At 66.8% G+C, this 24,789-nt stretch carries 24 protein-coding genes; 16 read left to right on the top strand and 8 right to left on the bottom strand.

The features are described from left to right. Positions 1–59 precede the first annotated feature (59 nt). The 5 genes from OOZ63_RS10110 to OOZ63_RS10130 all read left to right on the top strand — a co-directional run bounded on the left by OOZ63_RS10110 (position 60) and on the right by OOZ63_RS10130 (position 5,256). Entirely contained in the window at positions 60–986 is a 927-nt protein-coding gene (locus OOZ63_RS10110) for an MbnP family copper-binding protein (protein WP_266005327.1), read from the top strand. Next, positions 983–2,152 carry a methanobactin export MATE transporter MbnM gene (locus tag OOZ63_RS10115; RefSeq protein WP_266005328.1) on the top strand — a complete coding sequence of 390 codons (1,170 nt, stop codon included), beginning with the start codon at positions 983–985 and terminating at the stop codon, positions 2,150–2,152. The genes OOZ63_RS10110 and OOZ63_RS10115 overlap by 4 nt, the downstream gene beginning before the upstream one ends. After that, a complete protein-coding gene (locus OOZ63_RS10120) occupies positions 2,127–3,362 on the top strand; it encodes a hypothetical protein (protein ID WP_266005329.1) in 1,236 nt (411 codons plus the stop codon). Before OOZ63_RS10115 ends, OOZ63_RS10120 begins: the two co-directional genes overlap by 26 nt. A gap of 19 nt (positions 3,363–3,381) precedes the next feature. Beyond that, positions 3,382–3,861: a copper chaperone PCu(A)C gene (locus tag OOZ63_RS10125; protein ID WP_266005331.1), complete on the top strand. Its 480-nt coding sequence runs from the start codon at positions 3,382–3,384 to the stop codon at positions 3,859–3,861. Positions 3,862–3,930: 69 nt separating this feature from the next. Next, a complete protein-coding gene (locus OOZ63_RS10130) occupies positions 3,931–5,256 on the top strand; it encodes an APC family permease (RefSeq protein WP_266005332.1) in 1,326 nt (441 codons plus the stop codon). 149 nt (positions 5,257–5,405) lie between these two features. Here OOZ63_RS10130 and OOZ63_RS10135 read toward each other — a convergent pair whose 3' ends face one another. Genes OOZ63_RS10135 through OOZ63_RS10145 form a run of 3 tightly spaced genes read right to left on the bottom strand, consistent with a single transcriptional unit; the run spans position 5,406 to position 7,044 of the window. Beyond that, positions 5,406–6,398 (bottom strand): TerC family protein, encoded by a 993-nt coding sequence (locus tag OOZ63_RS10135; RefSeq protein ID WP_266005333.1) that lies wholly within the window; start codon positions 6,396–6,398, stop codon positions 5,406–5,408. Positions 6,399–6,411: 13 nt separating this feature from the next. Next, entirely contained in the window at positions 6,412–6,570 is a 159-nt protein-coding gene (locus tag OOZ63_RS10140) for a hypothetical protein (RefSeq protein WP_266005334.1), read from the bottom strand. 60 nt (positions 6,571–6,630) lie between these two features. Continuing rightward, entirely contained in the window at positions 6,631–7,044 is a 414-nt protein-coding gene (locus tag OOZ63_RS10145) for a hypothetical protein (protein ID WP_266005335.1), read from the bottom strand. Between the two features lie 110 nt (positions 7,045–7,154). Here OOZ63_RS10145 and OOZ63_RS10150 point away from each other — a divergent pair, with 110 nt between their 5' ends. Continuing rightward, the gene (locus OOZ63_RS10150; protein WP_266005336.1) at positions 7,155–8,036 is read left to right on the top strand and encodes a LysR family transcriptional regulator; all 882 of its coding nucleotides are present in this window, start codon (positions 7,155–7,157) and stop codon (positions 8,034–8,036) included. 42 nt (positions 8,037–8,078) lie between these two features. Here the strand turns inward: OOZ63_RS10150 and OOZ63_RS10155 are convergent, their stop codons facing one another. Then, positions 8,079–8,495, bottom strand: a complete 417-nt coding sequence (locus tag OOZ63_RS10155) for a TerB family tellurite resistance protein (RefSeq protein ID WP_266005337.1) — start codon at positions 8,493–8,495, stop codon at positions 8,079–8,081. A 525-nt stretch (positions 8,496–9,020) separates the two neighbouring features. Between OOZ63_RS10155 and OOZ63_RS10160 the strand changes: the two genes are divergently transcribed. Beyond that, positions 9,021–9,362 (top strand): HPF/RaiA family ribosome-associated protein, encoded by a 342-nt coding sequence (locus OOZ63_RS10160; protein WP_266005338.1) that lies wholly within the window; start codon positions 9,021–9,023, stop codon positions 9,360–9,362. Between the two features lie 667 nt (positions 9,363–10,029). Continuing rightward, on the top strand, positions 10,030–12,882 hold the full coding sequence (locus tag OOZ63_RS10165) for a DEAD/DEAH box helicase (protein ID WP_416234718.1): 2,853 nt from the start codon (positions 10,030–10,032) through the stop codon (positions 12,880–12,882). Between the two features lie 28 nt (positions 12,883–12,910). Here OOZ63_RS10165 and OOZ63_RS10170 read toward each other — a convergent pair whose 3' ends face one another. Further along, positions 12,911–13,081 (bottom strand): hypothetical protein, encoded by a 171-nt coding sequence (locus OOZ63_RS10170; protein WP_266005339.1) that lies wholly within the window; start codon positions 13,079–13,081, stop codon positions 12,911–12,913. Positions 13,082–13,212: 131 nt separating this feature from the next. On the opposite strand from OOZ63_RS10170, the gene OOZ63_RS10175 reads away from it, so the two are divergent. Continuing rightward, entirely contained in the window at positions 13,213–13,572 is a 360-nt protein-coding gene (locus OOZ63_RS10175) for a thioredoxin family protein (protein ID WP_266005340.1), read from the top strand. 43 nt (positions 13,573–13,615) lie between these two features. Continuing rightward, positions 13,616–14,995, top strand: coding sequence for a leucyl aminopeptidase family protein (locus tag OOZ63_RS10180; protein WP_266005341.1), 1,380 nt, complete (start codon positions 13,616–13,618; stop codon positions 14,993–14,995). On the opposite strand, the gene OOZ63_RS10185 is transcribed toward OOZ63_RS10180, so the two are convergent. After that, positions 14,987–15,937: a LysR family transcriptional regulator gene (locus OOZ63_RS10185; RefSeq protein WP_266005342.1), complete on the bottom strand. Its 951-nt coding sequence runs from the start codon at positions 15,935–15,937 to the stop codon at positions 14,987–14,989. The two genes, OOZ63_RS10180 and OOZ63_RS10185, sit on opposite strands and share 9 nt — an antisense overlap. A gap of 112 nt (positions 15,938–16,049) precedes the next feature. Here OOZ63_RS10185 and OOZ63_RS10190 point away from each other — a divergent pair, with 112 nt between their 5' ends. From OOZ63_RS10190 to OOZ63_RS10215, 6 genes are all read left to right on the top strand, one after another. After that, complete coding sequence (locus OOZ63_RS10190; protein WP_266005343.1) at positions 16,050–17,516, top strand: form I ribulose bisphosphate carboxylase large subunit; 1,467 nt, start codon at positions 16,050–16,052, stop codon at positions 17,514–17,516. 11 nt (positions 17,517–17,527) lie between these two features. Continuing rightward, entirely contained in the window at positions 17,528–17,962 is a 435-nt protein-coding gene (locus OOZ63_RS10195) for a ribulose bisphosphate carboxylase small subunit (RefSeq protein ID WP_266005344.1), read from the top strand. A 1-nt stretch (position 17,963) separates the two neighbouring features. Further along, entirely contained in the window at positions 17,964–18,902 is a 939-nt protein-coding gene (gene cbbX / locus OOZ63_RS10200) for a CbbX protein (protein WP_266005345.1), read from the top strand. Between the two features lie 4 nt (positions 18,903–18,906). Further along, positions 18,907–20,031 carry a class 1 fructose-bisphosphatase gene (locus tag OOZ63_RS10205; RefSeq protein WP_266005346.1) on the top strand — a complete coding sequence of 375 codons (1,125 nt, stop codon included), beginning with the start codon at positions 18,907–18,909 and terminating at the stop codon, positions 20,029–20,031. Between the two features lie 83 nt (positions 20,032–20,114). Then, positions 20,115–20,999 (top strand): phosphoribulokinase, encoded by an 885-nt coding sequence (locus tag OOZ63_RS10210; RefSeq protein WP_266005347.1) that lies wholly within the window; start codon positions 20,115–20,117, stop codon positions 20,997–20,999. Beyond that, on the top strand, positions 20,996–21,682 hold the full coding sequence (locus OOZ63_RS10215; RefSeq protein WP_266005348.1) for an HAD-IA family hydrolase: 687 nt from the start codon (positions 20,996–20,998) through the stop codon (positions 21,680–21,682). The genes OOZ63_RS10210 and OOZ63_RS10215 overlap by 4 nt, the downstream gene beginning before the upstream one ends. On the opposite strand, the gene OOZ63_RS10220 is transcribed toward OOZ63_RS10215, so the two are convergent. Both OOZ63_RS10220 and creD read right to left on the bottom strand, forming a co-directional pair. Further along, entirely contained in the window at positions 21,671–23,323 is a 1,653-nt protein-coding gene (locus OOZ63_RS10220) for a GMC family oxidoreductase (RefSeq protein ID WP_266005349.1), read from the bottom strand. The two genes, OOZ63_RS10215 and OOZ63_RS10220, sit on opposite strands and share 12 nt — an antisense overlap. Positions 23,324–23,366: 43 nt before the next feature. After that, positions 23,367–24,734 (bottom strand): cell envelope integrity protein CreD, encoded by a 1,368-nt coding sequence (gene creD, locus OOZ63_RS10225; protein ID WP_266005350.1) that lies wholly within the window; start codon positions 24,732–24,734, stop codon positions 23,367–23,369. Positions 24,735–24,789 lie beyond the last annotated feature (55 nt).

Genomic DNA, 24,789 nt, shown 5'->3' on the forward strand with positions numbered 1-24,789 from the left:
CGAGCTGCGCCACGGCGTGGCGCAGCCGCGCATGCACGACTTCAACATCGCCGAACACCATGAACAACACCTTCAGCATCGCCACACTCGCCCTCGTCACCATCGCCACCCTTAGCGCCTGTGGCGGCGGCAGCGACAGCCCGGCCGAGGACACTACCCCGCGCGCCATCACGCTGGACTTCGCCGCCTATGCCGGCAGCACGTCCGTCAAGTGCGGCACGGTCGTAAGCGGCCTGGGCAGTGGCAATACCGAGGCGCAGATCAAGGACTTCCGCTTCTACGTCTCCAACGTCAAACTGGTGAAGGCCGACGGCAGCAAGGTGGCACTGACCCTGGGAGCAAACGACGACTGGAACCTGACGACCGGTGACAACCGCCTGACCTTGATCGACCTTGAAGACGGCACCGGTGCCTGCAGCAACGGCACCGCCGCCACCAATGCCCAGATCAAGGGCACGGTGCCGGCCGGCAGCTATGTCGGCGTCGAGATGACCATGGGCGTGCCCTTCGCACTCAACCACAGCGACTACGCCACCGCCACCAAGCCGCTGGACATCCAGGCCATGGCCTGGAGCTGGCAGGCCGGCCGCAAGCACGCCAAGATCGAGGTCACCGACCCGGCCGGCGCCACCGGCAGCTGGACAGCCAAGACCTTCAACTTCCACCTGGGCTCGACCGGCTGTACCGGCAACCCCGCCAGCGGCGAGACGGTCAGCTGCAAGGCGGCCAACCGGATGGACTTCGGCTTCGCCAGCTTCAACCCAACCACGCAGAAGATCGCCGTCGACCTGAAGGCCTTGCTGGCTGGAAATGACATCACCCGCAACCAGGCCGGCGCCACGGGCTGCATGTCCGGCGGCACCGATCCCGAGTGCCAGAAGGTGTTCGAGGCCCTGGCTATCGACTGGAAGGCCGATGGCAGCGGCAGCGGCCTGCCGATCAATGGCGGCGGCGCCCAAACCCTGCTGAAGGCCATCGCCAAATGAGTGCGGCAGCACTCTGGAATCGAGTGGCGCTGCCGGCGCTGGTGCTTGCCCTGGCCGCTTGCGGTGGCGGCGGCACCAGCGTCCAGGACAACCAGCCGGTCAACGCCGGCTGGGACTGGCGCCTGCCCGCCAACTTCCCCACGCCCAAGGTCCCCGATGACAACCCGATGAGCGATGCCAAGGTCGAGCTCGGGCGCTTTCTGTTCTATGACACGCGCCTGTCCGGCAACGGCCGCCAGAGCTGTGCCAGCTGCCATCACCAGGACAAGGCCTTCACCGACGGCCTGGGCCGGGCGCTGGGTTCGACCGGACAGCAGCATCCGCGCGGCGCCCAGCACCTTGGCAATGTGGTCTACAACGCCACGCTGACCTGGGCCAACCCCTCGCTGGTCACCCTGGAGCGGCAGATGGAGACTCCCCTATTCGGCGACGATCCGGTCGAGATGGGCGTCAACGACGCCAACAAGGCCGAGGTGCTGGCCAGAATCAGCGGCGACGCCGACTACCGCAGTCGTTTTGCCTCCGCCTTCCCCGGCGAGGCCAACGCACTGCAATGGCCGCAGATCATCAAGGCCATCGCCGCTTTCCAGCGCACGCTGATCTCGGGCAGCAGCCGCTACGACCAGTACCTGCAGGGCAAGGTGCTGCTGTCGGCCGCCGAAGACCGCGGCATGAAGCTCTTCTTCGGCGAGAAGGCCGAGTGCTTCCACTGCCACGGCAGCTTCAATTTCAACGACCAGATCCTGCATGCGGCCAGCCGCCTGGTGGAGACGCCCTTCCACAACACCGGGCTCTACAACATCGATGGCAAGGGCGGATTCCCCGAGCCCAACCAGGGTGTCTTCGAGCTGACGGCCAAGGCCGAGGACATGGGCGCCTTCCGCGCGCCGAGCTTGCGCAATGTGGAGGTGACCGGCCCCTATATGCACGATGGCAGCGTGACCTCGCTGGAGCAGGTCCTGCGCTTTTATGCCGCCGGCGGCCGCCAGATCAGCAGCGGCCCGTATGCCGGCGACGGCCGGGCCAATCCTTACAAGAGCGACCTGATCGCCCGCATCGAGCTGAGCGAGCAAGAACAGGCCGACATCATCCAGTTCCTCAAGACCCTGACCGACCATGACTTCCTGCAGAACCCGCGCCATGCCGACCCGTTCAAAACGCGCTGAGTGGCGTGAGCGCCTGGCGGCAGCGGTGCTGAGCCTGTGCGCTGTCCAGGCCCTCGCTCATCAGGGCGCCGACGATGACCTACCCGAGACGCCGGGTTGGCGTCTGGGCGCGGCGGCCGCGGTGATCGCCCCCAGTGCCGATGGACGCTGGCCGGCCGCCACCTGGCCCGGGGTGCTGGACCCTGGTAGCGCGCCGCGCGACCAGCGCCGCGGTTTGCGCCTGGAACACGGCGCGCTGGAGGCCGCCGCGCGCCTGAACCGCTGGCTAGGCGCCCATCTGGCGCTGGGCCGGCATGACCGCGAGGGCAGCCATGTCGAGGCCGCCCGGCTTGAGGCGCGCTGGCCCTTGGGTCCCGATCAGCTGGTGCTGAGCATGGGACGAGGCACGGTGTCCATGGGCCGCGCGATCGACACGGCCGGCCACTTCGATGTCTTCGGCCAGTCGCCGCTGGCCAAGCGCGCGGTGCTGGGAGAGCAGTGGATAGACGAGGGCGCGAGCCTCGGCTGGCGCCGCGATGATGTGGAGCGCGGCTTGCGGAGGGTCGATCTGGGCGTCTGGCGTGGCCGGTCGTTCCCAGGCGCTGCCCATGGCCCGGCCATGCCCAGTCTGCATATTCATGGCGCTTGGGACCATCTGGACGCCCACCTGTTCGCCGCCCATTTGGAGCCGCAGGGCCGCGGCACCCTGATGCGATCGGCCAGCGGCAGTCCGGGCCACAGCCATAGCAGCCTGGACTGCCGCGCCAGCCTGCAGCAGCGCGTCTGCTTCGACGGCCGCGTCGAGCTGCTGGGCGCCAGCCTGCAAGGCGAGGTCGGAGAGCTGGTGCTGAGCCTGGCCGGCCTTGCGCGGCGCGAGCGCGGCGCCTTGTACTCGCTGAGCAGCGCGGCCGACTACCGGGCGACGACCCACGGGGTCTGGGCCGACGCCAGCTGGCAGGTCCGGCCCGGCTGGCGCCTGGCCGGCCGGGTCGAGCGCCTGGTGGCCCGCAACACGCTGGCCGGGACAGGCGCGGCCCTGCTCGCCCGCGATGCTGGCCTGCTGGGCGCCTCGCCGGTCAGCCGGCTGAGCCTGGCCCTGTCACACCCGCTGCGCGAAGGACTAGAGCTCTCGCTCGAGGCCGGCAGCGAACGCGCAGCCTCTGCGCGCCTGAACCATCTGGCCCTGCGCCTGCTGTGGCGCGAACCACGCCTGCTGGGCGGCAACTGGTAGATTCAATCAAGGACAGTTCATGAACAGAAAACGCTTCATCGCCTGCGCGGTCGCCCTGCTGGCGCTGCCGCCCGGCCTGGCCCTGGCCCATGACTTCAAGGCCGGCGACATCCGCATCGACCATCCCTACGCCACGCCGACGCCGAACCAGGCGCGCAACGGGGCGGTCTACTTTCGCGAGCTGCGCAACAGCGGCAGACAGGCCGACCGCTTGCTGAGCGCTCGCACAGCGGTGGCCGCCAGCGTCGAGATCCACCGCAGCAGCACGGAGGGCGATGTGATGCGCATGCGCGCGATCGGCGCGCTAGACCTGCCGGCCGGAGCCCGCCTAAAGCTCAGGCATGGCGGCGACACGCATCTGATGCTGGTCGATCTGCAACGCCCGCTGGTCAACGGCGACCGCTTCCCGATCACGCTGCGCTTCGAGCGCGGCGGCGAGAAGGAGGTGATGGTGTGGGTGCAGCAGCCGCGCGAAGGGGCGATCGAGCACCGGCACTGAGGGCTCCAGCGTCAAACATTCGGCGACACGGGCACGGCCCGATAGGTCAGTGTCGTAGCATCGCGCCCCATGTCCACATCCGCCCTGCCCGAGCGCCGCCTTGATGTGCGCCACGCCGTTTCTGTCTGCGTCGGCATGGTGATAGGCGCTGGCATCTTCAAGACCTCGCCGATGGTGGCCGGCGCGCTGGCCAGCGATACCCAGCTCTACCTGGCATGGGCCCTCGGCGGTCTGCTGTCACTGATTGGCGCACTGTGCTTTGCCGAGATGGCCGCGGCCTTTCCCGATGCCGGCGGCGACTATCACTTTCTGCGGCGCGCCTATGGCCAGCGCCTGGGATTCCTGTTCGCCTGGTCGCGCTTCGCGGTGATACACACCGGCTCGATGGCGCTGCTTGCCTTTGTGTTCGGCGACTATCTGGCTCAGGCGATCGATCTCAGCCCCTGGCTCGGCCCCTATGCCAATGCAGTGCTGGCCGCCGGCCTGATCGCCCTGCTGACCGCGCTGAACCTAGCCGGCGTCCGGGTCGGCCTGGGAACCCAGCTGGGCCTGATGAGCGTGGTGCTGGGCGGGCTGGCGCTGCTGGGTGTCGCTGGCCTGTCGCTAGGCGCGCCGCCGCAGACGCCGCTTAGCACACCCGGTGCCACGCCCGAATGGGGCACGGCAATGATCTTCGTCTTCCTGGCCTATGGCGGCTGGAGCGACGCGGCCACCTTGTCGGCGGAGATGCGCGACGCCAAGCACGGTATTGTCAAAGCCTTGCTGATCGGTCTGGCCCTGGTGATGAGCCTGTACCTGCTGGCCAACTGGGCCTATCTGCAGGGCCTGGGCCTGGCCGGCCTGGCCGCCAGCGCCGCCCCGGCCTCCGACCTGATGCGCACTGCCTTCGGGCGTGGCGGCGAGCTGCTGATCGTGGGCATCGTCACGCTAACCGCGCTGTCGGTGATGAACGCCATCTTGATCGCCGGGCCGCGCACCACCTATGCGGCGGCGCGCGATCTGGCGCGCGAACTCCACCTCGGCAAATGGAATGCCAAGCGCGGCACGCCGACCGCCGCCGTGCTGGCCACCAGCGGGGTCGCGCTGGCCCTGGTGGCCTTCGGCGCGGCCACACGCGATGGCTTCGCGACCATGGTCGACTACCTGTCGCCGGTCTACTGGTTCTTTCTGTGCCTCAGCGGCGGCGCCGTCATCGTGCTGCGTCGCCGCGAGCCGGACGCACCGCGCCCCTTCAAGGTGCCGCTATACCCGCTGCTGCCTCTGCTTTTCGTCGCCTGCTGCGCCTACTTGCTCTATGCGAGCCTGGTGTATGTTAAGACCGGGGCGCTGGCAGGCGTGGCGGTGCTGGGCGTCGGGGCCCTGTTGCTGTGGCCGATGACTCGGCCAGAAAGGTAGGCGGCCTATGCCCGGCCGCCGGCTCGGCCGGGCATGGGTGGGCCTAGCGCGGCTTCAGGGGATGCGAGGATCGGGATTGGGTGGAGGTCAGGTCGAGGTTAGGTAGCTGCCTGCGTCGACACCCGCTCGCATGGATGGCATCGGCGGCGTCATATGGACTCGGTGACCGCGGACTGCCCCCGGGTCTTCCACAGCGACACCAGCACGCCGCCGGCGATCAGCCCGAAGGTCACGGACAAGGAGATCACCGCAGGAATCTTGCCGATGATGCCCACCAGGAATATCTTGCTGCCGATGAACACCAACACCAGGGCCAGTGCGTACTTCAGGTACTTGAAGCGATGGATCATTGCTGCCAGCGCGAAGTACAGCGCGCGCAGACCCAAGATGGCAAAGATATTGCTCGTGTAGACGATGAAGGGGTCGGTGGTGATCGCGAAGATGGCAGGCACCGAATCAACCGCGAAGATCAGGTCGACGAACTCCACCAGTACTAGCGCCAGAAACAGCGGCGTCGCGAAGCGCTCCAGCTTGCCCGTCTTGGTGTCGTTCTCGCGCACCCAGAAGGCATTGCCGCGCAAGCCCTCAGTCACGCGCATGTGCCGCTTGAGGAATTTCAGCAGTGGGTTATTGGCGATGTCCGGCATGTGGTCGGCAATGATCCACATCTTGATGCCGGTGAAGATCAGGAAGGCGCCGAACAGGTAGAGCACCCAGCTGAACTGGCTCACCAGCGTCGCACCCAGACCAATCATGACCGCGCGCAGCACGATCACGCCGAGGATGCCCCAGAACAGCACGCGGTGCTGGTACTGCCGCGGGATGGCGAAGAAGCTGAAGATCAGCGCAATGACGAAGACATTGTCCATCGACAGCGACTTCTCGATCATGAAGCCGGTGTAGTAGTCCATGCCGCTTTGGGCGCCCAGGTACCACCAGACCCAGGCGCCGAAGAGCAGTGCCACGCTGATGTAGCCGACCGACAGCAACAGACTCTCGCGGACTCCGATTTCCTTGTCGTCCTTGTGCAGGACACCCAGATCAAAGGCCAGCAGCGCGATGACGATGCCGACGAAGGTGAGCCAGACCCAGGCGGGCTTGCCCATGAAGTCGACGGTGAGCAGGGGGAGCAAGAAGTCCATGGTTCTTTCCGGCTTACAAGATCGCCGCGACGGCGGTACCCATGCCCATCAGGGCGCTGAACACACCGAGCAGCGCGATGTCGCGCTTCTCATTGCTCAGGCGCCAGGCTTGGAAGGTGACTCCGACCAGACAAAGGGTCAGGATTGCGAATAGAAGCGTGCTGGTGCCCATGGTGGCCTTGTTGGGGAGGCAATCAGGAGTTTCTTGAAGTTGTCTCAGACGCCGGCGCAATCAGCCTGCCGCGAGAGAACTACCGGAGCCGGTGGCGCTGCGACCCCGGCGCAGCAACAGAGCGATGAGCAGGTGAAGTCCGGCACCCAGCAGCACGAGCGCCACGCTGCCGACGCTCCAGATCACCCATGCCGCCACAGTCAAGCCACCAGCCAGTGCCGGTGCGGCCTGGAGCAGGCCGTCGACGAACGGCGCGAGGTCCGCCATCAAGCGGCTCACCCACTGCGCGACTTCGGGTGGCATCCACGGGGCTAGCCAATCCGGCAAAGCAATGCCGCCGGCGCCAGACGCGACCCCCGTGAGCGCACCCGCGTTCGAGACGGTCCAGACAGCAGCGGCATGCAGCGCCCAGGAAGCCAGCGACCACAGCGCCAGCAAAGCGATGACAAAGAACCAATTGAGGGCATAGAACATGATCGGGCTTGCTCCGGTATTTGAACGACCCGGAGTGTGGGGAAAGATTCGCTTCGTACAAACCAGATCCACACGCACTTAAACTTCGGTTTTACCGCACTGGAGGACCTATGCTGAACTACCGTCATCTCCACTACTTCTGGGTCGTTGCCAAGGAAGGCGGCTTTGCGCGTGCCGCCGAACGACTGGACATGGCGGTTCAGACCATCAGCGCTCAGGTCCGCGAGCTCGAAAAATCGCTGGGCCATCAACTCCTCAAGCCCTCAGGCCGTGGCGTAGCCCTTACCGAGGCGGGTCAAGCCGCCTTCGCGCGCGCCGAGGAGATCTTCCAGTTGGGCCAGAGCATCCCTGACGAAGTACGCGAAGCGGCCAACGGCAAGGTGGCTCGCCTGGCGGTCGGGCTTTCCGACGGCATCTCGAAGCTGGCCGCCCACGCGCTGCTGGAGCCGGTGCTGAGCACACCCAATCTTCGGCTGATCTGCCACGAAGGAGAGTTTGAGCAGCTACTCGGCGAACTGGCGCTGCATCACCTGGACCTGGTGCTGGCCGGTCAGGCCGCTCCGCGAAATCCGAACCTGCGCCTGACCAGCGAGCGTCTCGTTGATTCGCCGGTCGAGTGGTACGGCCCGGCCCGCCTGGTCGGCAAGGCCGAGCGAGACCGCTTTCCGCGGTGCCTCAACGACCTGCCGGTGCTGATGCCCACAGGGCATTCGGCCCTGCGCCCGACGCTGGACCACTGGTTCGAGACGCAGGGCCTGCGACCCCGCATCGTCGGTGAATTCGAAGACAGCGCGCTACTCGCGGTCTTCTCGGCTCGCGGCCTGGGTGTCTTCCCCGTCAGTCGGCTCGGCGCGGACGACGTCGGCCTGATGCGTGGGCTTCGCTTGCTGGGCTGCAGCGATGGTGTGAAGGAGGAGATCCACGCCATCCGCTCACGCCGCGGTCAGCACCACCCTCTGGTGACCAAGGTGATGACGGCGGCACGGCCCTGAGCGTTTCTTGATCGGCACCGATCAGGCAGGTCGGCGATGGGCCTACTTCGTCGCCGCGCTCGGCTCCTGTGCACCGGCCAGCTTCCAATGGTGCCGCGCGGCCTCCACCACCAAGGTTTCGCCGTCGGCCAGGTGACCATCGGCACGGGCGGCTGCCAGGGACAGTTGCAGGACCTTTCTCTGCAAGTCGGGATCCGAGATCTCGGCCATCAGCGACGCCAAAGTGCTGTCGTCGACGTTGGCTATGAGCAGACCTGTCTCGTACCCACCCGCCAGCAGGTCTTCGCACAAGGTGTGAACGATGTGCGCAAGGAGATTGGGTTGCAGGCCGAGTTCGCGCTCCGCGCCCAACTGCTTGAGGATGTCGAACTCGGAACGGCACACGTGACCGTCGGAGATGAGTACCAACGCGACGATGCGCGCGGCGGCTTCTGGGCTGTTGTGGGGGTAGCTTCGCACGGTGGGTCTCCGTTGAGATGAGTCAGCCTGAGCTGACAAGGTGGATTTCGAGCTCAATCGCCCCGCGCAGGGTGCCGGCGGTTCGGCGTGTGTGTACGGCGCTTGGCGGTTGAGTTCGGCGCTGATGGCAAGCTGAAATATGCAGCCGGCCCTACTTCGGAAGAAGCGGCACTTCCGAGAATTCAACTCAGGAAAATGCGAACTCGCCGAAACAAAGTGCATCCATTGCAAAGCCGCGCTCACATCCCGTCCGGTCGGAACCCACAGACCTTGGCGAGCCAGCACGGCAGGTCGTTGGCCTTGATAGCCTGCTGCCGGGCCGACGGCCTCTGTGGCGGCTTGTGAAGTAGCAAGAATGCGCGCGTCCTGGCCGGGCGCCGGCCGCAGCCGACAAGCCCCACGGCTGCGGCTCAAGGATCGGCCCATGTTCAGGTTTATCCGATGTTCTTGTTCTTGAAAGACTGCTTTTTCAGAACTATCAGGCGCTCCACATTCCTGATTCCCCTCAACCGATGGAGATCCGTGATGCAAGTGCTCTTCAAATCCCGCCATCCGCAAGCCACTGACCTGCGCGACCTGACCGAACGCCGTGTGCGCTTCGTGCTGCGACGCCTGGGCTGGCTGGTGCCTCTTGCTGAGGTGCAGATGTCAGACGTGAACGGACCGCGCGGCGGCATCGACAAGCGCTGTCAGGTTGAACTGCGCACCGATGGCGCGGGGTCGGTGGTTGTCGCCTCCGTCGCCAGCGACTGGCGAACGGCGCTGGACAACGCGCTGGCACGCGCTGCTCGGTTCCTTTTGCGCCTGTGGCGCCGCGGCAGTGACTCGCGCCGCATGCGCCATCGCTTCATCAGCTACGAACGCTGAACTTGAACGCCCCCAGGACCCGACACCACGCACTCCACGTCGCCGATCCCCTCGACCGCTCGCCCGCAAGCCACGCTTTCGGCGCTGGTCACCGCTGGCAAAGCTACACCCATGGATGCCGCGGGTACCAGCCGTGTGCCCGCATCGTTGCCCTGACCGTGGTCGCGCATGGCGATATCGCAGACGCCTAGATCGCATGGCTAGAGTCTGGTCGTGCGTGAGTGGCAGGAGCTGGCGTGGCATGAGTTGCACGGTTTTTTTGGCATCTTTATCGAAGACTTGCCTTCGAGCGGCCAGTTGTCAGGGCCGGTAGCTGCCTGGTGGACAAACGTACGCTGACAGACCGCATGGGCCAGACCCATGACCCCCATCCGTTTGCTGCAAGGAGTTCCCGCTATGCAGACATCGCCGCTGTGACTGCTCCTGGCCGATAGGCGCTATCGCTATCACCGCAACCTGACTGACCGCAGACGCTGCAATGCCAACCCGAAACCGTGCAATCCGCAGCGGCAGTGGCGATGTGTGTTCCGTCTGTTCGCCGTCCCGGCGTTGACCAAACAGAAGAAGAGGTCCATCGCCCCCAGAAGATCCCACGCCGCTTACAGCTTCCAGCCGCCAGATGCTGCCCTATATTCCTTGCGCCCGGCCGGAGACAATCGGCGCCGCCATGTCGTCCGCCGCAAAGCCATCTCCCACCCCCCGCCTCTGGCCCCCCGAAGCAGCCACGCTGCGCACCCTGTTCGAGCGCGGGCGGCTCAAGCGCGGCGCCGAGGTTCAGCATCAGCTGAGCGATATCCGGCAGGACGCCCATGGCGCCAGCGCGCGCTTCCCCGGCCCGCACGGCCAGGTCTACGAGATGGCGCTGCAGGGCGTGGCGGGCCGCGATGGCAGTCCGCACTACAGCGCGCTGTGCAGCTGCCGCGCGGCGCGCTTTTGCGAGCATGCGGCGGCGCTGATGTTGAAGCTGCAGACCGAGGCCGATGCGCCGCTGCGCGCGCAGCTCTTGCACACCTGGGTGGAGGCGCTGCGCCGCAAGGCCGGCCGCGCCGAGCTGCAGCAGTTGCCGCGCCTGCCCGAGGCCGATGCGGCCAAACTGATGGACCTGCTGCTCGGCGATGCCTTACCGCCAGCACCACCCTTGCCCAAGCCTTTAGCGCCCGAGCCTGCTGGCGAGTCTGCGCAGTTTCGCCCGCGCCTGACCCTGAAGACCCTGGGTCGTGGCGACGGTCTGTTGGGTCTGAGCCCCAGCGGCAAGCTGGGTCCGCGCAACGATGTGGTCACGGTCGCACAGGTGGACTGGACCTACCGGCTGGCCGATGGCCTGCTCTGGACCACGCCCGCGCCGCGCTCGCTGCTGAACAGCCGGCCAGGCCCGACCCAGACGCTGGAGAGCGGGCGCCGGCTTCAGCGCGATCTTGGCGCCGAGGCCGAGGCGCGCGACCAGCTCTGGGCCCTGGGCTTGCTGCCGCTGGATCCGGCCGCTCTGCAATGGCGCAGCCCGGCGGCTGTCGATGGGCATGAGCAGCTCTGGACCATGCTGCAGGAAGAGTTCTTCGGCGAGTTCTGGACCGAGCGTGTGCCCGAGCTCCAGAAGCTAGGCTGGGCGGTCGAGGCGCGGCCGGGTTTCGCGCACCGAGCGGTGGCCGGCGAAGCCTGGCGCATCCGCATCAACCCGCTGAGCTTGCCGGCCCGCGAGGGCGCGTGGCTGCTGAGCCTGGGCGTCGAGATTGAGGGCGAAAGCCTGGATCTGGCGCCGATGATTGCCGACCTCTTGCGCCGCGACGCGCGCTGGTTTGACGCTGAGCAGATCGCAGCCATCGACGAGCTGTCCATCATCTTGCTGCACGCACCGGGCGGGCGCCGCATCGAGGCGCCGGCTTCCATCCTCAAGCCCATCCTCGGCGCGATGGTGGACCTGTTGTCAGACCCCAAGCGAGCCGAGGGCCCGCTGCAGCTCAGCGATTGGGATGCTGGCAGGTTGGAGCTGCTGGACCAGGGTCGCGCCGGCTGGCAAATCCACGGCGATGCCGGACTGCGGCAGATGGCCGAGAAGCTCCGTGCGGCCGGCTCGGCGCGGCCGGTCACAGCGCCTCAAGGCCTGGGGCTGACGCTGCGCGACTACCAGCTCGCCGGCCTGGCTTGGCTGCAGTACCTGCGCGAACAGGGCCTAGCCGGCATCCTGGCCGACGATATGGGTCTGGGCAAGACGGCCCAGGCCCTGGCCCATCTGCTGCTCGAAAAACAGGCTGGGCGTATGGCCGACCGGCCAGCGCTGGCCGTGCTGCCGACCTCGCTGCTGTTCAACTGGCTGGCCGAGGCGCGGCGCATCGCGCCGCAGCTGCGCGTGCTGCTGCTGCATGGGCCGGATCGTCACGAACACTTCCCGCGCCTGGCCGACTACGACCTGGTGCTGTCGACCTACCCACTCTTGTGGCGCGATATCGAGGCGCTGGCGACCCAGCCCTGGCATCTGCTGATACTGGACGAGGCGCAGACGGTCAAGAACGCCGGCAGCCGGGCGGCCAAGGCGGTGCGGCGCCTGCGCGCGCGGCACAAGCTGGCGCTGACCGGCACGCCGCTGGAGAACCATCTGGGCGAGCTGTGGGCCCAGTTCGACTTTTTGATGCCGGGTTTTCTGGGCGACGAACGCAGTTTTTACAGGCTCTGGCGCAAGCCCATCGAGGTCAATGGCGAGAGCCTGCGCGCCCAGCTCCTGGCCCAGCGCGTACGTCCCTTCATCCTGCGCCGGCGCAAGGATGAGGTGGCCACCGAGCTGCCGCCGCTGACCGAGGTGACGCGACGGGTGCGGCTTTATGGCCAGCAGCGCGATCTGTATGAGAGCGTGCGGGTGGCGGCCGACACCCAGGTGCGGCGCGTACTGCAGCGGCGCGGCTTCGGGGCCTCGCAGATCACCGTGCTGGACGCCTTGCTGAAGCTTCGTCAGGTCTGCTGTGACCCGCTGCTATTGAAGGATGTGGAACAAATCAAGCCCGACACCGAGCGCGCCAAGCTGGAGTTGCTGGCTGAGATGCTGCCGGAGCTGCTGGCCGAGGGGCGGCGGGTCCTGGTGTTCTCGCAGTTCGCCGAGATGCTGAGCCTGATCGCCGATCAGCTTAGGCAGCAGGAACAGGACTTTCTGATGCTGACCGGCGCCACACCGGTGGCGCAGCGCGGCGAGATCGTGCGGCGCTTCCAAGCCGAAGAGTGTCCATTGATGCTGATCAGCCTGAAGGCCGGCGGCGTGGGGCTGAACCTGACGGCTGCCGACACGGTGATTCATGTCGATCCCTGGTGGAACCCGGCCGTCGAAGCGCAGGCCAGTGCGCGGGCTCACCGTATCGGTCAGGACAAGCCGGTGTTTGTCTTCAAACTGGTGGTGGAGGGCAGCATCGAAGAGCGGATGCTAGAGCTGCAGGCCCGCAAACTGGCACTGGCCGAGGGCGTGCTGGGCAGTGACGGGGCCGATGCGGCCAAGTTCACCGAGCAGGATCTAGAGCGGCTCCTGGCGCCGCTGGCCTGAAAATGCACCCCAACGGTGCATTTGCGGTTCAGCGCTTGCGATCGAAACGCAGGGCGCGCGCCAGGCTGCGGCGGTCGCTGCCCAAGCTGCCGGCCTCGAAAGCCTCGTGCTTGCGGCCCTTGTCGGTATTCAGCTCCGCCATTGCAAGGGGACGGACTTGAGATTCGTTGCGTTGCTGTTGGTGCTGCTGACTTTTCATGGCTGATGCCTTCTTCTCCAGCCCGACTTGGTGCAATTACCTGCGGGTATGGGCACAACGCCGTCCAAACTGGGGCGGTTGACAGAGACTTGCAACAAATCTTTGCGGCTTTCTCGCTACAGTGCAGCGCCATGCCGCCTCCCGCCGAAGCCGCCCCGCCGCCCGCCATCCTGGTCGCCTGCCTGTGCGCCGGCTGGTGCCGGGTCTGCGACGACTACCACGCGGTCTTCGCCGCGCTGCGCGAGCAGCACCCGGGCTACCGTTTTGTCTGGGTCGACATCGAGGACGATGCAGAACTGGTCGGCGATCTGGAGGTCGAGACCTTCCCGACCCTGCTGGTCGGCCAGGGCCAGCAGCTGCGCTTCATCGGTCCGGTGACGCCCCAGCTGGCCACTGCCCAGCGCCTGCTGGCCGCGCTAGGCCCCGGCCCGGCCCGTGCACCCAGCCCGGCCGCCCAGGCCCTGCTGTCGCGGCTGCAACAGAGCTGTTGAGCGGCTTGCGGGAGAATGGGCGACCTGCTCAACCCCATCAGCCATGACGGTTCAACTCAAAAAGTCTGCTCCCGCCAGCGCCATCGCCATCACCGTGGTCGACCGCGCCGCCTTCCAGGCCCTTGCTCCTCAGCTCCCTGCGCCGACCCGCCACTGGCTGGCGACGCTGGGATTTGTCGGCACGCCCGACAGCCTGGCCCTGGTGCCTGGGCCGGACGGCAAGCTGGGCAGGGTGTTCGCCGGCGTGGCGCACGCCCATGCACCGTTTGCACTGTCCGCGCTGCCGCAAGCCCTGCCAGAAGGCGTTTATGCCTTGGCCGAGGACGGGCTGGTGATGGGCGCCGAGGCGGCCGCACTGTCCTGGGAGCTGGGCGGCTATCAGTTCGACCTCTATAAGCCGCGTCGCCGCCCGCCAGCCACCCTGGTGCTGACCAACAGCCCCGAGGCCCAGCGCGGCCTGGCGATGGCCACCGCGATGGCTGCGACCCGCGATTTGGTCAACACCCCGGCTGAGCATATGGGCCCGGAGGAGCTGGCCAAGGCCGCCCAGCTGGTGGCCAAACAGCATGGCGCAACGTTCCAGCAAGTCGTCGGCGACGCGCTGCTGAAGCAAAACTTCCCGGCCATCCATGCGGTGGGCCGCGCCAGCCACCGGGCACCGCGCCTGATCGAGCTGAACTGGGGCTCGCCCAAGGCACCTCGCCTGAGCATCGTCGGCAAGGGCGTCTGCTTCGACACCGGCGGCCTGAACATCAAGGGCGGCGAAGGCATGCGCCAGATGAAGAAGGACATGGGCGGTGCCGCCAATGCGCTGGGGCTGGCCAGCTTGATCATGGCCTTGAAGCTGCCGGTGCGCCTGCAGGTGCTGATCCCGGCAGTCGAGAACGCGATCTCGGGCAATGCCTACCGGCCCGGCGATGTGGTGCCGACCCGCAAGGGCCTGCATATCGAGGTCGGCAACACCGATGCCGAGGGCCGCGTGATCCTCAGCGACGCACTGGCCTATGCCTCGGAGCACAAGCCCGAGCTGATCATCGACCTGGCGACGCTGACTGGCGCCGCCCGCGTGGCGCTGGGCGCGCAGCTGCCTGCGCTGTTCAGCAAGCATTTCGACACCGCCCGCGATCTGGTCGACCTGGGCCTGAAACTGGACGACCCGCTGTGGCACATGCCGCTGTGGGCGCCCTATAAGGCCAGCATCGAGAGCACGATCGGCGACATCGTCAACACCGGCAAGACTGCGCTGGCCGGCGCAGTCACCGCCGCGCTCTTCCTCGAGTACTTCGTGCCCGAAAACCAGGACTGGCTGCATATCGACTTGTTCGCGTGGAATGATGTGGCCCGCGCCGGGCGCCCGATCGGCGGCGAGGCGCAGACGATTCGCACGCTGCTGGCCTATCTGGAGCAACGCTTCTCAGGCTGAGAACGGGGGCCTGTCGCCCAGCAGCGGCTCGTCATGCGCGAGCAGATGGGCTTCCGCATGCTCCAGCATGAAGTAGCGGAAAGCCTCGGCCGCCGGTGACAGCAGCTTGGACTGCAGGCACACCAGGTTCCAGGTGCGCATCACCGGCGTGTGCTCGACCTCCAGCAGCCGCAGCACGCCGGTGCGCAGCTCCAGGCCCAGCGTGTGCAGCGACAAAAAGGCCACGCCCATGCCGGCCATCACCGCTTGCTTGATGGTCTCGTTGCTGGGCATCTCCATGGTCAGGCGCGGGGCGATGCGATGCTCGCGGAAGAAGCCGTCCATCACCTTACGGGTGCCCGAGCCTAGCTCGCGGGCGATGAAGGGCTGGTTGGCCAGTGCGTCGACCGGCACATGGTCCAGTGCGGCCAGCGCATGGCCTGGCGCCGAGACAAACACCTGGGGATGCGCCGCGAAGGGCTCGGCGCGGGTCGCCAGCTCCTTGGGCGGGCGACCCATCACGGCCAGATCGACCTCGCCGAGCTGCATCATTGCCACCAGCTGCTCGCGGTTCTGGCACACCGACAGCCGCACCTCCACACCCGGATGCTCTTCGTGGAAGCGGGCCAGCAACTGGGGCACGAAGTACTTGGCCGTGCTGACCAGGCCCACCGACAGCAGCCCGCTCTCGATGCCCTTGAAGCGGGCCATCGCATCGTCGGCCTCCTTCAAAGTGGCCAGCAGCCGGCGCGCGTAGACCAGGAAGTACTCGCCCGCCGTCGTTAGTGACACCTGCCGCCCCTGGCGCTCGAACAGCGGCAAGCCCAGCTGCGCCTCCAGCTCCTTGACCTGCATGGTCACCGCCGGGGGCGTCAGGTGCAAGGTTTCGGCCGCGCGGGCGAAGCTCAACCCCTTGGCGACCTCGCAAAACACGCGCAGCTGGCGGAAGGTGGCGTTGAGCATGAGCCCTCCTGTCTTCAGGAAAACCTGAAGTGACAGCCAAGAATATCTGAATTCTCTTTATCCGAGCCCCCGCTTAGTCTGCGTCAACCCCAGCCCCGCCAGGAGACGACAGATGAACAAGCCGGTCGAACAAGGTCTGATCACCGACGCGAAAACACGCTACAGCGCCGGCGTCCTCAAGTACTGCCAGATGGGCTACTGGGCCCCCGACTACGTGCCCAAGGACACCGACGTGATCTGCTTGTTCCGCATTACGCCGCAGGACGGGGTGGACGAGATCGAAGCGGCGGCCGCCGTGGCAGGCGAATCGAGCACGGCCACCTGGACCGTCGTCTGGACCGACCGGCTGACCGCGTCCGACAGCTACCGAGCCAAGGCCTACAAGGTCGAGGCCGTACCCGGCACTCCGGGGCAATGGTTCGCCTGGATCGCCTACGACATCATCCTGTTCGAGGAGGGCTCGATCGCGAATCTGACCGCCAGCGTGATCGGCAATGTCTTCGGATTCAAGCCGCTGAAGGCGCTGCGGCTGGAGGACATGCGCCTGCCCTTCGCCTATGTCAAGACCTTCAAGGGCCCACCCACCGGCCTGATCGTCGAGCGCGAGCGCTTGGACAAGTTCGGCCGCCCGCTGCTGGGCGCCACCACCAAGCCCAAGCTGGGCCTGTCGGGTCGCAACTACGGCCGCGTCGTCTACGAGGGCCTGAAGGGCGGGCTGGACTTCATGAAGGACGACGAGAACATCAACTCCCAGCCCTTCATGCACTGGCGCGACCGCTTTCTCTACGTGATGGACGCGGTCAACAAGGCCAGTGCGGCCACCGGCGAGGTCAAAGGCAGCTACCTCAACGTGACGGCCGCGACGATGGAGGACATGTACGAGCGGGCCGAATTCGCCAAGGAACTCGGCAGCGTGATCATCATGATCGACCTGGTGATCGGCTACACCGCGATCCAGAGCATCAGCAACTGGGCGCGCAAGCACGACATGATCCTGCACCTGCACCGCGCCGGACACAGCACCTATACACGGCAAAAGACCCATGGCGTGAGCTTTCGCGTCATCGCTAAATGGATGCGGCTGGCGGGGGTGGACCACATTCACACCGGCACCATCGTCGGCAAGCTCGAAGGCGATCCGCTGACCACCCAGGGCTACTACAACGTCTGCCGCGACAGCCACACCCGCCAGGACCTGCCGCGCGGCATCTACTTCGACCAGGACTGGGCAGATCTGCGCAAGGTGATGCCGGTGGCCTCCGGCGGCATCCACGCCGGCCAGATGCACCAGCTGCTCGACTACCTGGGCGACGACGTGGTGCTGCAGTTCGGCGGCGGCACCATCGGCCATCCGGCCGGCATCCAGGCCGGTGCGGTGGCCAACCGCGTGGCGCTGGAGTGCATGGTCAAGGCCCGCAACGAAGGCCGCGACATCGTCCACGAAGGTCCAGCCATCCTGCAGGCGGCGGCCCGCTTCTGCACGCCGCTGAAGCAGGCGCTCGACACCTGGGGCGAAGTGTCCTTCAACTATGCCTCCACCGACACCAGCGACTACGCCGTCACCCCGACGATGGCTTGAGGAGATCCACCATGATGAGCAACCCCACCGGTCGCATCACCCAGGGCCAGTTCAGCTTCCTGCCCGAGCTCAGCGACGCCGAGATTTCGGCGCAGATCGACTACGGCTTGCACAGAGGCTACGCCTGGAGCGTCGAGTACACCGACGACCCACATCCGCGCAACACCTACTGGGAGATGTTCGGCATGCCGATGTTCGACCTGAAGGATGCTGCGGGGGTGATGCTGGAGCTGCAGCAATGCCGCTCAACCTTCCCGCAGCACTACATCCGTCTGATGGCCTTTGACAACACGCGCGGCATCGAGAGCATCGCGATGAGCTTCATCGTCAACCGGCCGGCCAAAGAGCCGGGCTTCGGTATCGCCCGCCACGAAGGCGCCGGCCGCACGATGCAGTACACGATGGCGGGCTACGCCGCCCAGCGCCCTGAAGGCGAGCGGTATTGATATGAACGCGCCGCACTACGCCGTCCCGGGGGCGGTGCCTGCCGAGCCGCCCCCGTCGGCACCGACTGCCTGCACCGTCGCCGAGGTGCTGGCGCAAAGCCAGGTCGAGACCGTGCTGGCCGGGCTGGAGAGCTCGCTGATCGGCCTGGCGCCGGTCAAGCAGCGGCTGCGCGATATCGCCGCGCTTTTGGTGATCGACCGCCTGCGCGCCGCCCACGGTCTGGCCGCGAACGCGCCCTCGCTGCATATGTGTTTCACCGGCAACCCGGGCACCGGCAAGACGACCGTGGCGATGCGCATGGCCGAGATCCTGCACAAGCTCGGCTATGTGCGCAAAGGCCACCTCGTGGCGGTGACGCGCGACGACCTGGTCGGCCAGTACATCGGCCACACCGCGCCCAAGACCAAGGAAGTGCTGAAAAAGGCCATGGGCGGCGTGCTCTTCATCGACGAGGCCTACTACCTCTACCGCCCCGAGAACGAGCGCGACTATGGCCAGGAGGCCATCGAGATCCTGCTTCAGGTGATGGAAAACCAGCGCGACGACTTGGTCGTCATCATGGCCGGCTACCAGGACCGCATGGACAGCTTCTTCCGCTGCAACCCCGGCTTCGGCTCGCGCATCGCCCACCACATCAGCTTCCCCGACTACTCACCGCCCGAGCTGCTCAGCATCGCCCGCCAGATGCTCAGCAGCCAGCACTACCAGCTCGACGAGGGTGCCGACGAGGCCTTGCAGGAGTACCTGCGCCGCCGCATGGCACAGCCCCGCTTTGCCAACGCGCGCAGCGTGCGCAATGCGCTGGACCGCGCGCGTCTGCGCCAGGCCAGCCGGCTCTTCGCCGACCGCGAGCGGGTGCTGACGCGCGCGGAGCTCAGCACCATCAGCGCAGCCGACATCCGCGCCAGCCGGCTCTTCCAAGAAACCACGGAGGCCTGACCTCATGCATGCCGACATCCACGCGCCGTTGGCGCCCTCGCGCAGTTCTCTTCCCAGCGGCCGCGCCACGTTGACCCAGTTCCTGATCGAGGAGCGACGGCGCTTCCCGCAGGCCGGCGGAGACCTGAACGCGCTGATCCTCGATGTGGCGCTCGCCTGCAAGGCGATTGCCCGCACCGTGGCCTACGGCGAGCTGGCCGGGGCCCACGGCAGCGCCGGCGGCGAGCTCAATGTGCAGGGCGAGGAGCAAAAGCGCCTGGACGTGATCAGCAACGATCTCTTCGTGCGCCTGAACGAGTGGGGTGGGCGCCTGGCCGGCATGGCCTCCGAGGAGATAGCCCAGCCGTACCAGATCCCGGCGCAGTTCCCGCGCGGCAAATACCTGCTGGTGTTCGACCCGCTGGACGGCTCGTCCAACACCGATGTCAATGTGTCGGTGGGCAGCATCTTCTCGATCCTGCGAGCACCGCATCGCGAAGCTGATCGCGATGTCACCGAGGCCGACTTCCTACAACCCGGCGACCAGCAGGTGGCCGCCGGCTATGCGATCTACGGACCCAGCACGATGCTGGTGCTCAGCGTCGGCCGGGGTGTCAGCGGCTTCACCTTGGACCCCGGCCTGGGCGAGTTCATGCTGACCCACCCGGATATGAGGGTGCCGGCGCAGACCCAGGAGTTCGCGATCAACAGCTCCAACAGCCGCTTCTGGGAGCCGCCAGTGCGCCGCTTTGTCGATGAATGCCTGGCCGGCCGCAGCGGACCGCGTGGCAGGGACTACAACATGCGCTGGATCGCCTGCGTGGTGGCCGAGGCCCATCGCATCCTGCTGCGCGGCGGCGTCTATCTCTACCCCAAGGACAGCAAGGACCCGGCCAAGGCCGGCCGCCTGCGCCTGCTCTACGAGGCCAACCCGATCGGCTTCCTGATCGAGCAGGCCGGCGGGCGCGCCAGCACCGGGCGCCAGCCTGTTCTCGCCCTGCAGCCCGGTGAGCTGCACCAGCGCATCGGCCTGGTGTTCGGCTCGCGCGAGGAGGTCGAGCGCATCGAGCGTTACCACCACGAGCCGGCCAGCCACGACAGCGCCACGCCCTTGTTCGCCGAGCGCGGCCTCTTTAGAGCCGAGGCTTGAGATGATGCAGCCCCCACGCTCACTTCGTTCACTGCCCCCCAAGGGGGCGCGTCAGCGCCTTCGGGCGGCCGGGCAGCACTGACATGTCCGAACGCCACCCCATCATCGCGATCACCGGCTCCTCAGGCGCTGGCACCACCTCGGTCACTCGTACCTTCGAGAACATCTTCCGGCGTGAGGGCGTGCGGGCCGCGCTGGTCGAGGGTGACAGCTTCCACCGTTATGACCGCGCCGAGATGAAGGCCCGCCAGGCCGAAGCGGAGCGGGCCGGCAACGGCCACTTCAGCCACTTCGGGCCGGAGAACAATCTGTTCGCCGAGCTCGAGCAGCTGTTCCGCAGCTACGGCGAGTGCGGCCAGGGCCGCTACCGCCACTATCTGCACGATGCCGACGAGGCCGCGCCCTACCAGCAGCCGCCCGGCACCTTCACCCCTTGGCAAGACCTGGCCCCGGATACCCAGCTGTTGTTCTACGAGGGTCTGCACGGCGCGGTCGTGACGCCCGAGGTCGACATCGCCCGCCATCCAGACCTGCTGATCGGCGTGGTGCCGGTGATCAATCTTGAGTGGATCCAGAAGATCTGGCGCGACAAGTCCAAGCGCGGCTACTCCACCGAGGCGGTCACCGACACCATCCTGCGCCGCATGCCCGACTATGTGCACTACATCTGCCCGCAGTTCCGCCACACCCATGTGAACTTCCAGCGCGTGCCGATGGTGGACACCTCCAACCCCTTCATCGCCCGCGACATCCCGCAGCCGGACGAGAGCATGGTGGTGATCCGTTTCGCCAAGCCCAAAGGCATCGACTTCCAGTACCTGCTGAGCATGATCCATGACTCCTTCATGTCGCGCGCCAACACCATCGTCGTGCCCGGCGGCAAGATGGAGCTGGCCATGCAGCTGATATTCACGCCCTTCATCTGGCGCATGATGGAGCGGCGCGAGCGTGCGCTGGGTTCCCTGTGAGTCCGCCGGCCTACCGGCTGATCAGCTTCGATCTGGACGGCACCGTGGTCGACACCGCCGCTGAGATCGCCCACGCCGTCAACCTGGCGCTGCAGGATCATGGCCTGGCACCCCAGCCGCCGGACCAGATCTTGCTGCTGATCGGTGCCGGCACGCATGAACTGATGCGCAAGCTGCTCCTGCAGATGGGCGTCCAGCCCTCGACCGAACTGCCCATCGATGGGTTGCTACAGAGTCTGGATGCGCGCTATGCCGAAACGGCGGGTAGCTCCGCCCGTCTCTACCCCGGCGCGATCGAGGCCTTGCTGATACTGCGCGCGGCCGGCCTGAAGCTCGCCTGCGTCACCAACAAGGAGTTGCGCCATGCGCTGCGCGTGCTCGAGCGCACCGGCTTGGCGGGACAGTTCGACCTGGTGATCGGCGGCGACTCGCTGCCGCAGAAAAAACCCGATGCCCGCGTGCTCAGCCATGTGGCGCAAACGCTGGGGGTGGCCATCGAGCGCTGCGCCCATATCGGCGACTCAGGCATCGATGTGCAGGCCGCCCGCAACGCCGGCTTCGCCGCCTGGGCCGTGCCCTATGGCTACAACGGCGGCGAACCGGTCGCGCTGTCTGCACCCGACCGGCTGTTCACCGATCTACTGGCGATGACCGATCACGTCATGGGTCCGTCACTCCCCTGAGCGTATCCAGGCCGCCGCCCGCTCGGCAATCATCAATGTCGGCGAGTTGGTGTTGCCGCTGGTGATGCTGGGCATCACGCTGGCATCGATGACGCGCAGCCTGGCGACGCCGCGCACCCTCAACCGGCTGTCGACCACGGCCATCGCATCATCGGCGCGGCCCATCTTGCAGGTGCCGACCGGGTGGAAGATCGTCGTCGCGATGTCGCCAGCCAAGCGCGCCAGTTCCTCGTCGCTCTGGTACTGCGGGCCGGGCTTGAACTCCTCGGGCTTGTAGGGCTCAAGCGCCGGCTGCGCGACGATGCGTCGGGTCAGCCGCAGGCTGTCGGCGGCGATGCGGCGGTCCTGCTCGGTGCTCAGATAGTTCGGCGCGATCGCTGGTGCGGCCTGCGGATCGGCCGAACGGATCTGCACCGTGCCGCGGCTCGTCGGGTTCAGATTGCAGACGCTGGCGGTGAAGGCATTGAAGCCGTGTAGCGGTTCGCCGAAGGCATCAAGCGACAGCGGCTGGACGTGGTACTGCAGATCGGGCCAGGCCTTGTCCTGGCTGCTCTTGGCGAAGGCACCCAGCTGCGAGGGCGCCATGCTCATCGGCCCGCTGCGCTTGAACGCATATTCGAGGCCGATCAGCGCCTTGCCGAACAGGCTTGCGGCCCGGGTGTTCAAGGTCTTGGCACCCGCCACCTTGAAGACCGCGCGGATCTGCAGATGGTCTTGCAGATTGGCCCCGACGCCGGGCAACTCCTGCTGGACCTCGATGCCGTGCTGCTGCAACAGCCCCGCCGGGCCGATGCCGGAGAGCTGAAGGATTTGCGGCGAGCCAATCGCGCCGGCCGCCAGCAAGACCTCGCCGCCGGGCTCCAACGCAACGGTCTCCAGCCCGTGCGGCGTCATCACCACGGCGCCGCTGCACTGCAGCGCACCGTCGGCACCGCGGTCCAATGTGAGCCGCTGCACCTGCGAACCGGTCCACAGCTCGAAGTTCGGCCGACCGTAGCAGGTCGGGCGCAAGAAGGCCTTGGCGGTGTTCCAACGCCAGCCGGCGCGCTGGTTGACCTCGAAATACCCGACGCCCTCGTTGTTGCCCCTGTTGAAATCCTCGGTGGCCGGGATGCCCGCCTGGGTCGCGGCCTGGGCAAAAGCATCGAGGATGTCCCAGCGCAGCCGCTGGCGTTCGACCCGCCACTCACCGCCATGGCCGTGCAGGGCCTTGAACGCTTCGCTGCCCTGGCCGCCGTCGAGCCGCCAGTGATTCTCGTGCTGCCTGAAGAAGGGCAGGCTTTCGTCCCAGCGCCAGGCAGGATCAGATACTGCCTGAGCCCAGCCGTCGTAATCGCGGGCCTGGCCGCGCATATAGATCATGCCGTTGATGCTGGAGCAGCCGCCCAGCACCTTGCCGCGCGGGTAGCGCAGCGCGCGGCCGTTCAGGCCGGCATCGGGTTCGGTCTGGTACAGCCAGTCGGTGCGCGGGTTGCCGATGCAGTAGAGATAGCCGACCGGGATGTGGATCCAGTGGTAGTCGTCCTTGCCACCGGCCTCCAGCAGCAGCACGCGCTTGGAAGCATCGGCGCTGAGCCGGTTGGCCAGCAGGCAGCCGGCCGTCCCGGCGCCGATGATGATGTAGTCGAAAGTCAGAGCCATGCCGCGATGCTGGCGCAGTCGGCATCGCGCGGCAATGGCGTTCCTACCGACTCGGCGGCGCTGCTGTTGCAGATGCGCCCAAGGCATACCAATCGAGCCGTCTTGTCAGCACCATGACAGCGGCCAGCACGATAAACAGCAGCAGCGCACCGACGATCAGCGAGGCCTGCTCCAGGCTCAGCAGCACATACAGCGCCGCATACAGCCCGCAGACCCCCGCGCCAAAGCCCAGGCCCCGCCGCCAGGCGCCCAGCATCGCCGCGCCGTAGTAGCCCAGCAAAGCCACCGCCGCGCCGGCCGCCAGCAGATAAGACAGGCCGAAGCTGAGGTGCTCTGACAGGCTCAGCAGCAGCAGGAAGAACACGCTCAAACCCAGGCCGACCAGCAGGTACTGCACCGGGTGCACCCGGCGGCCCGACATCAGCTCGACCAGGCCGACGCAGACAAAGGTCAGCAAGATGAACATCAACCCGTACTTGATCGCCCGGTCACTCATCACATAAGGATTGACCGGATCGACCATCGCGAACTCCAGGGTGTCGATCTCCTGATTGCCGCTGCCGCCCAGGCCGCCGACCACCTTGTGCTGCAACACATCGGCCGGGGCCGTGCTGGCCAGCTCGGAGACCTGCCACTGCGCACTGAAACCGTCCTCGCCGACCTCGCGCGAGCTGGGCAGAAAGCGCCCGCCAAAGCTCGGATGCGGCCAGTCGGAGCGAAGGTCCAAGATCGTCGCGGCGGCGGCGGGCACCAGGGCAAAGCGCTGGGTGCCCGCCAGCTCCAGGCTCAGCTGCAGCGTCAGCGGCATATCCAGCGCCAGGGTTTCGGGCAGCGGCGCGTGCAGACCGCGCACATAGGCCGGGTGGCCGGTGCCGGGCTTCACGGCCAAGGCCTGCTCGCCGAGCTTGAGCGCGGCCCCACGCAGGCCGCGCGCATCACTGCTGGCCAGCATCGCCTGCACCCGGGCGCACTGCACCCGACCGCCGGGCTGCTGGGGGCGCGGCGGCTCCAGCGCCTGCAGCGAGGCCCAGTTGGCGTCGAGCTGCAGGCGGCCGGCGTAGCCGTTGACCTTGAAGATGCCACGGTAGCGCGCCTCCTGGTTCAGCGCACCGCCGACCTGCAGTCGATCGGGCACAGCGCTGATGACGAAATCGCGCTTGGCGGTGCTGCGGCGACGCTCCTGGTTCTCGTCCACCACCAAGGTCTCCCATTCCTCCGTGCAATGGCGCAGCAGCAAGGGTCCGAGCAGGGTCTGCGCGCCGGCCTGGGCTTGCTCGACGCTGGCCACCGCTTCGTGCTGCCGGGCCTGGCGCTCGTCGACAAGCCAGCCGATGCGCAAGAGCACCATGCTCAGCAGCAGGCTGACGCCTGCAAGGATGAGCAGTTTCCAAACCACGGCGCGCGATCCCATACGGACTCCTCTGTGTTGTGACGCAGGCAGTCTCGCGAACGCCGGTGTGGCGATG

Source organism: Paucibacter sp. PLA-PC-4, from assembly GCF_026241155.1.
GTDB lineage: Bacteria > Pseudomonadota > Gammaproteobacteria > Burkholderiales > Burkholderiaceae_C > Roseateles_E.